General features: G+C 60.4%; 9 protein-coding genes. 6 read left to right on the top strand and 3 right to left on the bottom strand.

The genetic code is table 11. From position 1 onward, the window contains the following. Window positions 1–110: 110 nt before the first annotated feature. Window positions 111–1,007 (top strand): polyprenyl synthetase family protein, encoded by an 897-nt coding sequence (locus tag KDX39_RS02700; RefSeq protein WP_306456799.1) that lies wholly within the window; start codon window positions 111–113, stop codon window positions 1,005–1,007. Here KDX39_RS02700 and KDX39_RS02695 read toward each other — a convergent pair. Beyond that, entirely contained in the window at window positions 979–2,070 is a 1,092-nt protein-coding gene (locus KDX39_RS02695; protein ID WP_231659279.1) for a GGDEF domain-containing protein, read from the bottom strand. The two genes, KDX39_RS02700 and KDX39_RS02695, sit on opposite strands and share 29 nt — an antisense overlap. 314 nt (window positions 2,071–2,384) lie before the next feature. Here KDX39_RS02695 and yghX point away from each other — a divergent pair, with 314 nt between their 5' ends. Continuing rightward, window positions 2,385–3,272, top strand: a complete 888-nt coding sequence (gene yghX, locus KDX39_RS02690) for a YghX family hydrolase (RefSeq protein WP_231659278.1) — start codon at window positions 2,385–2,387, stop codon at window positions 3,270–3,272. Between the two features lie 47 nt (window positions 3,273–3,319). Here yghX and ydiJ read toward each other — a convergent pair whose 3' ends face one another. Further along, complete coding sequence (ydiJ, locus tag KDX39_RS02685; protein WP_231659277.1) at window positions 3,320–6,367, bottom strand: D-2-hydroxyglutarate dehydrogenase YdiJ; 3,048 nt, start codon at window positions 6,365–6,367, stop codon at window positions 3,320–3,322. A 154-nt stretch (window positions 6,368–6,521) separates the two neighbouring features. On the opposite strand from ydiJ, the gene KDX39_RS02680 reads away from it, so the two are divergent. The 4 genes from KDX39_RS02680 (at window position 6,522) to KDX39_RS02665 (ending at window position 11,100) form a co-directional block, all read left to right on the top strand. Further along, window positions 6,522–7,427, top strand: coding sequence for a LysR substrate-binding domain-containing protein (locus KDX39_RS02680; protein ID WP_231659276.1), 906 nt, complete (start codon window positions 6,522–6,524; stop codon window positions 7,425–7,427). Window positions 7,428–7,439: 12 nt separating this feature from the next. After that, window positions 7,440–8,342 (top strand): LysR substrate-binding domain-containing protein, encoded by a 903-nt coding sequence (locus KDX39_RS02675; protein ID WP_231659275.1) that lies wholly within the window; start codon window positions 7,440–7,442, stop codon window positions 8,340–8,342. Window positions 8,343–8,530: 188 nt separating this feature from the next. Continuing rightward, window positions 8,531–9,844: an MFS transporter gene (locus KDX39_RS02670; protein WP_231659274.1), complete on the top strand. Its 1,314-nt coding sequence runs from the start codon at window positions 8,531–8,533 to the stop codon at window positions 9,842–9,844. Further along, window positions 9,841–11,100, top strand: a complete 1,260-nt coding sequence (locus KDX39_RS02665) for a metal-dependent hydrolase family protein (protein WP_231659273.1) — start codon at window positions 9,841–9,843, stop codon at window positions 11,098–11,100. The genes KDX39_RS02670 and KDX39_RS02665 overlap by 4 nt, the downstream gene beginning before the upstream one ends. A 157-nt stretch (window positions 11,101–11,257) precedes the next feature. On the opposite strand, the gene KDX39_RS02660 is transcribed toward KDX39_RS02665, so the two are convergent. Continuing rightward, entirely contained in the window at window positions 11,258–12,157 is a 900-nt protein-coding gene (locus KDX39_RS02660) for a polysaccharide deacetylase family protein (protein WP_231659272.1), read from the bottom strand. Between the last annotated feature and the right edge of the window lie 54 nt (window positions 12,158–12,211).

Raw genomic sequence — 12,211 nt, 5'->3', positions numbered from 1 at the left:
CAGGAGCGGAGGTCGTTCCGTTTGTTTGAAAGTCAGGAAGTGAGCCTGAGACGAGGCAGTTGGACTGTCGAGCCTATATAGCCAGAGTAGAAGCAATGACAAAAATGGAAATGGATGCCTCCCTCCATAATGGCCTGATCGAACAACTGGCAGACATGCGTGCGCGCATCGAGAAACGCCTGGACGAGTTGTTGCCGCAGGAAGGGAATGAGCGCGACCTGGTTGCGCTGGCGATGCGCGAAGGCACGCTGGCACCTGGTAAACGCGTGCGCCCCATGCTGCTGATGCTGGCCGCCGAGGGGCTGGAGCACTCCGACCGCCAGTCTGGCGATGCATCGCTGGATCTGGGCTGTGCCGTGGAGATGATCCACGCCGCGTCTCTGGTGCTGGATGACATGCCGTGCATGGATAACGCACAGTTGAGGCGTGGACGCCCTACCGTACACCTGAAGTTCGGTCAGGACGTGGCGATCCTCGCAGCGATTGCGCTGCTGAGCCGGGCATTTGGCGTGGTTGCCGCGATCAATGAGGTGCCACCGTCGAACCGTACCCGGATCGTCGAAATTCTCGCCGATACAGTCGGCATGCAAGGGCTGGTTCGTGGACAGTATCAGGACCTGCGTGAAGGTCAGCGCAGCCGCTGTGCTGAAGAGATCGCCCTGACCAATCGACTCAAGACTGGCGTTCTGTTCGGCGCCATCATGGACATGGCGTGGCTGCTCAGCAGCGCTGACGAGTCTGTACGGTTTGAGTTGCAGGGGTTTGCCACAGAGCTGGGTCAGGCCTTCCAACTGTACGACGATCTACAGGACGAGGCGCTCGACAACGCCAAGGATCAAGGCAGGGACAAGGGTAAATCCACATTCGTGTCACTTTATGGCCAGCAGAAAGTGGCCGAGCAGCTTCATACCCATCTGGCGATGGCAGAAAAACACCTCGACAAGGCCTACGGAGGGGCGCAAACCATCAGCGCCTACCTCAAGCTGGTCTTTCTGAAGGCGCTGTAACACACACCACCTGTTCGGCCGTCATCACTCGATTTCGGCCCTGCTCCTTTCCCTGATACAGCAATGCATCCGCACGATTGAGCGCAACCTGAAAGGCCTCGCCCGGATGGATGACCGCTGTCGCCAGCGTCGCCGTCACGTCCAGCTTGCGGGTATCGATGTGCCCTGCTTCCTCTCTGATTCGCGCCCAGATACGTTCGGCCACCTTGTGCGTGTCGGCCAGCGAGGTGTTGGGCATGAGTACCAGAAACTCTTCGCCGCCCCAGCGGGCAGCCATGTCATCGTGACGCACGCAGGCGCTGATGATGCCCGCGACGCGTTGCAGGATGAGGTCGCCGGACTCGTGGCCATGAAGGTCGTTGATCTGCTTGAAATGGTCGATATCGAGCAATATCAGCGACGCAGAAAGCCCTTGGCGCTGCGATTCCATCTGCCGCACGCGATGCAGGATTCTTCGGCGCGTGTAAAGGTTGGTGAGGCTGTCGCGATTGGCAATATGGAACAGGCTCAGTTGCATTGAAGAGGTAAAGCGTACCGACAATGCCGTGGCGTAGATCGACAGCGACGTTGCGATCAGTACATTGGCGATGCCGAAAATGTCCAGAACCTCTCTGCTCAGCCCGGACGAGAGCCCCATGTAGCGGCGAAATGCGAAGCAGCCGACAGCCGCCATCAGGATCGACAGGCTGTAGACCAACCGCCTGAATGTGGCCAGTTGAAAGGTAAAGGCGATGATCGGCACGACGCAGAACAGGTAAAAGCTGAAATTGCTGTCCCAGCCCAATACCCAGGTTGCGAGAATGGCGTGGCCGATGATCTCAAGGCTCATCCACTGACCTGCCTGCCGGTAGCGGCGCCCCCGTATCAGGTACAGGCAATTGACGTAGATCAGCGTGCTCAGCAGGTTGGCGACCCAGAGAATGGTGACGTCCAGAGCGATGAACAGCCCGAACAGAACAAAATGGATCAGGAGCGCGACGTACACGATGGGAATGATGTGTTTCCAGAACTGGACAGCAGTCTCCTTGAAGAGCTGGGAACGGTCATCGGCGGAGAGGATCATCACGTTATCTCGAAAGTACAGGTTGAATACGACCGTGGTGTATCAGGACGTGATTCATGTCGTATTGTCGGCATGAACACGCTGCGCTTGATGCGTCCAGCAACAATAATTGTCGTTGCAACCGGGCTGTGAGGCTCTTGTTTGAAGGCGTTGGACTCGGAAAGTGCCCATGCGGCCAAAGGACAATTCGACCGGGCCCTCTGGCATGGGCGTTGTGCAAGTGAAACGCCTCATCCGGGCCAAACACTGCTTTAATGAAGCGCTGCTTACCCAGCGTATGGCTGGTCTCGAATGATTGATAAGGAGGGGTACGGATGGAACGTCTCACAGCGAAAGACTTTGCCCCTGAACTGCTCGAACTTTACGACTACTACGCCCATGGCAGGATCAACCGGCGCGAATTTCTCGACCGCGCGGCCGTGTTCACCCTGGGCGGTCTTACCGCAAGCGCCCTGCTCGCCTCCCTGAGTCCCGACTATGCGCTGGCCGAGCAGGTGGAGTTCACCGACCCGGACATCATCGCCGAGTACGTGAATTACCCCTCGCCCAAGGGCCATGGTCAGGTGCGAGGCTATCTGGTGCGTCCCGCCAGGGCGACCGGCAAAGTTGCCGCGATTGTCGTGGCGCATGAAAACCGGGGGCTGAACCCGTATATCGAAGACGTTGCCCGTCGCGTGGCCAAAGCCGGCTTCATCGCCCTGGCACCGGACGGGCTGTCATCGGTCGGCGGATACCCGGGCAACGATGACAAAGGTCGCGAGCTTCAGCAGAAGGTCGATCCCGAAAAGCTGATGAATGATTTCTTCGCCGCCATCGAATGGCTGATGAAGCATGACGCGACCACGGGCAAAGTCGGTATCACCGGGTTCTGCTACGGCGGCGGCGTCACCAACGCAGCAGCGGTGGCGTATCCGGAGCTGGGTGCGGCGGTGTCGTTTTATGGACGTCAGCCGAAATCAGAGGATGTGGTGAAGATCAAGGCACCGATCATGATCCACTACGGCGAACTGGACACGCGCATCAACGAAGGCTGGCCTGCTTACGAACAGGCTCTGAAAGCCGCTGGCACGACGTACGAAACCTACATTTATCCGGGTGCCAATCATGGCTTCCACAACGACTCGACCCCGCGCTATGACGAAGCCGCCGCCAGACTGGCCTGGGACCGGACGCTGGGATGGTTCCGAAAGTATCTGGTTTGAGTGCGGATGCAGTGCTCTCATCCAACTGATCGTTCGGTCGTGCAGCATCATGCAGCCCGCAACCGCTCCAGCAGCACTTGCAACGGATGCCTGATCACCTTGCCATCCTGGCGCTTGACCTGGCTCCTGCACGAGTAACCATCGGCAACCAGTCGGTCGTCACCGCCATGACGTGCCACCAGTGGCTGCCAGGACTGGCTGTAGATAGTCTCACTGGTCTTCACGTTGCGCGTTTCGTGGCCGTAGGTGCCGGACATGCCACAGCAGCCGCTCGGCAATACCTGCAGCGTCAGGCCATAGTGGGCGAAAGCTTTCTGCCAGAGGCCTACGCTGCCCGGTTCGTTGGTTTTTTCGGTGCAGTGCGGCAGGAAGTAGTACGTTTCGCTTTCGGCTTCCGAACCCTGCTCGACCAGCGCCGAGGCCAGCCATTCCTGAGGCAGCATCACGCTCGGAATGTTCTCGCTGCCCAGGGTCTTGCTGTATTCCTGGCGATAAACCAGTGTCATTGCCGGGTCGAGGCCGATCAATGGGATACCGGCCTCCTGCAGCTTGCGCAGTGACTGGCTATTGAAGCTCGCCGCCTTCTCGAAGGCTGCCATGAAGCCCTGAACCTGCAACGGCTTACCATTGGGGGCGAACGGCGCAAGGTAGACCTGGTAACCCATGCGTGAGATCAGCTCCAGCCAGTCGGCCGCCAGCGGGGTTTCGAAGTAACGGGTGAACGCGTCCTGCACCAGCACCACTGTGCGCTGGCGCTCCTGTTCAGTCAGCGCCGCGAGACGCGCAGGCGTCGCAATGCCGACGTTCCAGCGCGCGCAGGCTGCGCGGAAGTCCATCAGACTCAGCAACGGGCTGTCGACCATGCCAGCCACGTGTTCAAGCAGATGGCGGACCGGCTTTGCACCCATCACGCCGTTGTACAGCTTGGGAAAGCGCGCCAGATGCGGGATGCTGAACTCAAGCGAGCCAATCAGATAATCTTTGAGCGGACGCAGATAGCGGCTGTGGTACAGCTCCAGAAAGCGCGAACGAAACTCCGGGACATTGACTTTGACCGGGCACTGGCCTGCGCAGGACTTGCAGGCCAGGCAACCTGACATGGCATCATAGACTTCATGAGAGAAATCCTTCTGCCCCGCCACGCGGGCGATGCTGTTGACAGCGCGCTCGGCCAGGCTTTTCACCACGTTGGCAGTACGCGCCCTGGCGCTGGCGGTCAGCACGTTCACATCCTGGCCGCCCTGCAGACGCAGCCATTCCCGGACCAATGAAGCCCGGCCCTTCGGGGAGTGAACGCGGTCACGGGTAGCCTTCCACGACGGGCACATTGCATCGTCTGGATCGTAGTTGTAACAGGCGCCGTTGCCGTTGCAGTGCAACGCCGTGTCGTAGCTCTGCCAGACACGCTCGTCGATGGTTCGGTCCAGATCACCGCGCAACGTTACCTCGTCCACCAGGGTCAGACGCGCCTCAGGAACCGAAGCCGGCGTGGCGATCTTTCCGGGGTTGAGCTGGTTGAACGGATCACAGGCCGCCTTCAAGGCCTGAAGCGCGGGATACAGATCACCGAAGTACTCGGGCACGTACTGCGAGCGCAGGCCCTTGCCATGCTCGCCCCAGAGCAGACCGCCGTAGCGCTTGGTCAAGGCAGCGACGGCATCGGAAATCGGACGAATCAAGGCCGCCTGCGCCGGGTCTTTCATGTCCAGAATCGGCCGTACGTGCAACACGCCTGCGTCCACATGGCCGAACATTCCGTATTGCAGACCGTAACTGTCCAACAGCGCACGGAACTCCTGAATGTAATCGGCCAGGTTCTCCGGCGGCACGGCCGTGTCTTCCACAAACGGCTGCGGCCGCGCTTCGCCTTTGACGTTGCCCAGCAGACCGACAGAACGTTTACGCATGGTATAGACGCGGTTGACCGCCGCACTGCCCGTCGCCAGCGTATGACCGAGACGCACCACCGAGGTGTCGCTCTGCAGGTGCGCGACAAACGCATGCACCCGCTGTTCGACTTCGTTCAGCTCGTCGCCACTGAACTCGATCAGGTTGATACCCAGCGTCGGCGTGGCCGGATCCTGAGGGAAATACTCGGCAACGCCGTGCCAGACGATGTCCTGCATTGCCAGCATCAGCACCTTGGAATCCACCGTTTCGATGGACAGCGGCTTGTGCGCCATCAAGGCCTTGGCGTCGCGCAACGCGTCCATGAAGCCTGCGTACCGCACGTTGACCAGAATCGAATGCTTGGGAATCGGCAGTACGTTCAGTTTGGCTTCGACGATAAAACCCAGCGACCCCTCGGAACCGCACAGCACGCTGTTAAGGTTGAAGCGGCCGTCTTCCTCACGCAAGTGCGCCAGGTCATAGCCGGTCAGGCACCGATTGAGCGGTGGAAAAATGTCCTTGATCAACTGTGCCTGGGTGTCGGCAATCTGCTGCGCGCAACGATAGACCTCGCCTGCACGGTCAACCCGCGCCTGTTCGCGCGTCAGTTGCGTGGCGTCCATGGCCTGAGTGTTCACGTACGAGCCACCCAGCAACACGGTGGACAGCTCCAGCACGTGGTCACGGGTCTTGCCGTAGGTGCAACTGCCCTGCCCGCTTGCGTCGGTGTTGATCATGCCGCCCACCGTGGCGCGGTTTGAGGTCGACAGCTCCGGCGCGAAAAACAGACCGTGTGGCTTGAGCGCTGCATTGAGCTGGTCCTTGACAACGCCGGTCTGGACCCGCACCCAGCGTTCCTCGACGTTGATCTCAAGAATAGTGTTCATGTGCCGCGACAGATCGACCACCACTCCATCGGTCAGCGACTGGCCATTGGTGCCGGTGCCGCCGCCTCGAGGTGTCAGAACGACCTGTTTGTGTTCAGGACGCGCAGCCAGTCGGGCGACGATGGCCACGTCATGGCTGTCCATCGGGAACACCGCGGCCTGTGGCAGGCGCTGATAGATGGAGTTGTCGGTTGCCAGCACGGTGCGCGACCCCATGTCCCGGGCAATTTCCCCGCGAAAACCACCCTCGCTCAGGGCGTTGAGGAAACGGTCGTAGTGACCGACCTGTTCGGACGTGGGCTTTAACAGCGCAATCATGGTGGTGTTCCTGACGGGTTAGGCTTTTTATATGCAAAGCACGTATGCTTCGAATGGCTCGCAAGCACGGCAATATCAACGGTTGGCTTGATTCTCCGGCCTGCGACGCCTCAGTGCAAACGTAAAACCTGCCGTTTTTCCATGAGTTTTATGAATGAACCCCAGAAGACTCACGCCTTCGATGTCGCTGCTGATCGCTTTCGAGGCGGCCGCCCGGCATGGCAGCTTTACCAAGGCCGCCGATGAACTGACGCTGACCCAGAGCGCGGTGAGCCGTCAGGTGCAAGCGCTGGAAGCCCAGCTCGAAGTCGAGCTGTTCAAACGCGATGGCCGGCGTATCGAGTTGACCACCGCAGGTGCGCTGTACCAGCACGAACTGGCTGCAGCCCTCGGTCGAATCCGCAGTGCGACCCTGCAGACCATCGCTCACAAGGCCGAGGGCGGCACCCTGCACCTCGCCGTGCTGCCTACGTTCGGCTCGAAATGGCTGCTGCCGCGCATGAATGACTTCTATGCGCGGCATCCGGGCTATGTAGTGCACGTGCACTCGCGCATCGTGCACGCGGATCTGACGCCAGCCGCCAGCGAAATGAACGCTATCATCTGCGCAGGCACCGGCAACTGGCCGGGTTACATCGCCCACCCGCTGGTCAGCGAGAAGCTGGTCCTGATTGCCAGTCCCGGCGCACTGAAAGGTTATGCATCCATGACCCCGGCACAGGTGGCGCAACACTCGCTGCTCAGCGTGGTATCACGCCCCAATGCCTGGTCGGACTGGTTCGAACGCAACCGGCTGGACCACCACGTCATGCGCCCCGGCCCGAGTTTCGAGCTGACTTCACACCTCATCCAGGCGGTGTCAGCAGGCATCGGCATCGCGCTGGTGCCACGCATTCTGGTGCTGGACGAACTCGACAGTGGTGAGCTGGTGACGCTGTTCGAACCGCTGGACAGCGGCCGTAATTATTATCTGGCGTACGCCACACGCTTTCAGAACCTGCCGTCACTGTGCGTGTTCAGGGACTGGCTGCTGTCCATTCCGTTTCCCGACCGCCTCTGATCCGGAGCCTTCATGCGCATCGAACCGCTGCCACCCTTGCAGAACCTCATCGCTTTCGAGGCCACCGTGCGTCACGGCAGCTTTACCCGTGCCGCGACCGAACTGCACCTGACGCAAAGCGCAATCAGTCGGCAAGTGGCGCAATTGGAAGAATTCCTGGGCCGAGCGCTGTTTCGCCGCGAGCACAAGCGCATCCACCTGACCGTTGCCGGGCAGATTTACGCCGAACAGATTCATCGTGTGCTGACCCTGTGCGCAGAAGCCACGGCGCAGGTCATCACTCACAGCGGCGAGCAACAACTGACACTGGCCTGTTCCAGCGGCGTCGCGGCCTTATGGCTCGGTCCTTTGCTGGGTCGCTATCGCGATGAATTTCCCGGCGTCGATATCCGGCTGCGCGTCGTCGACGGGCTGGATTCCCTGATCCGTGCCGAATTCGATCTGGCCCTTTATTTTCTGCGTGAAAGCTCGCCTGCCGGGCTGGACAGCCGGTTACTGTTTGCCGAGTCGGTCAATGCCTACTGCTCGCCGGACTATCTGAACGGCCAATTGCTCGAACCCGCGCAACTGCTCGATCACTGCCTGCTGATGCTGGAAGACGGCCAGCGCCAGTGGCTGTCCTGGAATGACTGGTTCGGCCGTCAGGGCGTGGATGCCTCGCTGATCCGCAAGCGCATGACAGTCAACCTGTATCCGGTGCTGGTGGATCTGGCAATGTCAGGTCATGGCATCGTGCTCGGCTGGCAACCCATGATCGACAGACATGTGCGCTCCGGCGCGCTGGTGCCTGCGTGCAACACAAGCGTCGGCGCGGTGGGCGGCTATTACCTGCTGACACCCAGCGGCAAGATGCCGCGCCGCGCGGCGCGTGCCTTCGAGAAATGGCTGAGCGAAGAAATCAGTTCGACGGCCTGAATTTTCAAGGATTCAGTTGCATGCGTATAGCGCATGCAAACCTGCGTAAAGAGCGTTTTCTCCAAATCGGGTATAAGCCTACTCTCAACCATAACGGGCGCTAGACCTGATTCTGTTTCACCTTCCGACTCTGCCCCCTTATCAATGCAGGGTCGTTCCCTGCGTGTATTGCATGCAGGAGCTAAAACGTGAGCACACTACAACAATCCCTCACACATCCGCAGAACAGGCAGGCGCGCCGCGCCATCACCGCCACGGTCATCGGTAATGGCCTGGAGTGGTTCGACTTCACGGTCTATAGCTTTTTCTCAGTCATTATCGCCAAGGTCTTCTTTCCCACCGGCAGCGAACTCACGTCCTACCTGCTGGCGCTGGCCACCTTTGGCGTGGGCTTCTTCATGCGTCCGGTGGGCGGCATCGTGCTGGGCATCTACGGCGACAAGCATGGGCGCAAGGCGGCATTGTCGCTGACCATCCTGCTCATGGCCTTCGGGACGCTGATTATTGCCCTCACGCCGAGCTTCGCGCAGATCGGCTACCTGGCCCCGGTACTGATCGTGCTGGCGCGCCTGCTGCAGGGTTTTTCCGCTGGCGGCGAAATGGGCAGCGCCACGGCGTTTCTGACAGAACATGCGCCGGCGGGCCGCAAGGCGTTCTACTCCAGCTGGATTCAGGCCAGTATCGGCGTCGCCGTGCTGCTCGGCTCGGCGCTGGGTGCGATTCTGTCCAGCTACCTGACCCAGGCACAACTGGAAAGCTGGGGCTGGCGCGTACCGTTCCTGATTGGCACGCTGATCGGCCCGGTGGGTTTCTACATTCGCAGCCGGGTAGACGAAACACCGGCCTACACCGCCAGCAAGCCGGTCGATTCACCGCTGCGTGAAGTCATCAAGACCTACCCGCGCCAGACCCTGATCAGTTTTTCGCTGGTGGTGCTCTGGACCGTCTGCACCTACGCAATCCTGTTCTACATTCCCTCCTACGCCCAGCGCGTGCTTGGCCTGCCCTCATGGATGGGCTTCAGCGCAGGCATGATGGGTGGCGCGGTATTGATCGTTGCCACACCGCTGGTGGGCGCCATGGCGGATCGCAGCGGCAACCGCTCCTGGCTGCTGGGCTCGGCCATCGCGATCTTTTTCAGTGCCTATCCGATGTTCCTGTTCATCAATCAGATGCCTGGCCTGTTCTCGCTGCTGATTTTCGAACTGGTGCTGGGTCTGCTGATTTCCGGCTACATCGGCTCGATTCTCGCCGCGTTTGGTGAGTTGCTGCCGACCCACGTTCTGTCCACCGGCCTGTCGGTTGCCTACAACTTCGCCGTGACCATTTTCGGCGGTTTCGCCACCTTCACCATCACCTGGCTGATTGCCTCGACCGGCAGCAATCTCGCGCCGGCCTTCTACCTCATGTTCGCGGCGATTGTCAGCGGTATCGGCGCGATGCTTTATCGCGACCCTGCGTCTGCTGCCACGAATCGCCCTCTGACTGGAGCCTATCAATGAGTACTGCTGAATCCCCACGTCTGATCCTGCGCAACGGCCGCATTCTGGACCTCGAACTGGGACAACTGATTTCGGATCAGGAAATCGTGATCCAGGGCGAGCGCATCGTCGATATGCGCGCCGAAGGAGGACCTGCCGGACCGCACGATCAGGTGATTGATCTGGGCGGCAAGACCCTGATGCCGGGCCTGATTGACTGCCACGTCCACGTACTGGCCTCGAACGCCAACCTGGGCATGAATGCGCTGCAGCCCAACGCAATCATCATGTACCGCGCACTGCCGATTCTGTCTGCGATGCTGGACCGCGGCTTCACTACCGTGCGTGATGCAGGCGGCGCTGACTGGGCGCTGGCGCGTTCCATTCAGATGGGGCTGATTCCGGGACCGCGAATCTTCGCCTCCGGCAAGGCGCTGTCCCAGACGGGCGGCCATGGCGACATGCGCGCGCGTGGTGAACTGCTGCTCAACGAGCCCTGCTCATGCTGCTTCCGGGCCGGTGCGATTGCCCGAGTGGTAGACGGTGTCGACAACGTGCGACTGGCTGTGCGCGAAGAGCTGCAGCAGGGGGCTAACCAGATAAAGATCATGGCCTCGGGCGGTGTGTCTTCGCCTACAGACCCGATTGCCAACACTCAGTACAGCGAGGCTGAAATTCGCGCGATTGTCGACGAAGCGGCAGCGGCCAATACCTACGTCATGGCCCACGCTTACACAGCCCGCGCCATTCGCCGGGCCATCGAGTGCGGCGTGCGGACCATCGAGCACGGCAATCTGGTGGACGCTGATACAGCACGACTGATGGCTGAAAAAGGCGCGTTTGCCGTTCCGACCCAGGTCACTTACGAAATGCTCGCCGAATACGGTGAACGCTTCGGTCTGCCGCCGGATTCGGTGGCCAAGATCGAGGACGTCCGTCAGGCCGGGCGCAATGCGCTGGTGCTGTTCGCCGAGGCCGGTGTGCCGATGGGCTATGGCTCGGATCTGCTGGGCGAAATGCATGAGTACCAGACCCACGAACTGAAGATCCGCGCCGAAGTGCTGGGCAATCTGGCTGCATTGCGCAGCGCAACCCGTGTGGCAGCACAGATTCTTCAGCGTGAGGGCGAACTGGGGTGCATCGCCAAGGGCGCGATTGCTGACGTACTGGTAGTGGACGGCGATCCATTGACCGACATTCACTGCCTGGTCGGTCAGGGCGAACGACTGGCGATGATTGTTCAGGGTGGCAAGGTGCGCAAGAACACGCTGGTCTGAATTGCAACGCCGACTCGGCCCTTGATGCAAGGGCCGAACGCCTTTCTCAAACAACCCTCAAGCCACTGAAGACGCACGATTTATTCTGTAGTTGCTGCCGGGCAGCGCCGGGTCGGAGACGAAGAGGCCTCTGACCCGGAGGAATACCGACAATGGCTCAGTCAGCGTTGTGATCCCAGATCCAGTTCCACAGGCCCGGCAGCTTCACTTGTTCATCCGCGTCCTTGACGGTGCGCGCCATCGCGGCGCGCTGCAACTGCGCACTGTCGTCGTAGAACGGTTTGGCAGACAGGCGCACGCCAGTCTGGTTGGCGCTGTCGACCAGAATCTGCAGGTACTCACGCGCATGCCGGGCTGTGTAGCGGTTCAGGTCATGAAAGGTCACCACCACCGGAATCACGCCATCGACTGCGGGTAACTCGCCCGCAGCGATGCGCTCACGCACCTGCGACAGCTGGCTGACCATGTTCGAGCGGCGTCTGAGGCTGAAGTTGTAGCCCCAGATTTTGCCGTCATTGGCGCTCAGATCTGTCAGCAGCACATGCAGGCCGTGCTGCTGATAAATGCCGAAGGTGCGTTTGTCATAGTTCCAGAATGGCGGGCGCAACAGAATGGTCGGCGTCTCAGTGATCGACTCGATGATCTCGCTGCCCTGGGTCAGCGACTGATGAAGCGCTTCTGACGTCAGCGAGCGATGGTTGGTGTGGTGCGGGGTTGCGGTGTGAAAGCCCAGCACATGACCTTCCGCCCGTTCACGGCGCATCAGCGCCCTGCCCTCATCACTGTTGCCCGCCCCGGTTGCGCCGGTCTGCACGAAAAACACTGCTTTGATGTTCGGTTCCAGCGGGTTGTCGGCCAGGCTGTCGAGCACGGTTGCGGTGGGGTTGTAGAAGGTCGTTGCGCTGGGGCCGTCGTCGAACGACAGCAGGAAACGCACTGGCGGTTGCTGACGAAGCCGCTCGGCGGTCTCTGTCGTCAGCGGCACAGGCGCGCTGATGCAGGCCGGTAAACTCAGGACAATGATCGAGGTCCACAAAGTGGCAAAAACGGTTTTCATGAATGCGTAATCCGAATGAACAGCCAATGAACCTTCGCCAGTGCTGCGGCGCAC

The organism is Pseudomonas sp. CDFA 610 (assembly GCF_021147865.1).
Lineage (GTDB): Bacteria > Pseudomonadota > Gammaproteobacteria > Pseudomonadales > Pseudomonadaceae > Aquipseudomonas > Aquipseudomonas alliivorans.
Note: the sequence above shows the minus strand (reverse complement) of the source record. Positions and strands in the feature narration are given on the sequence as shown.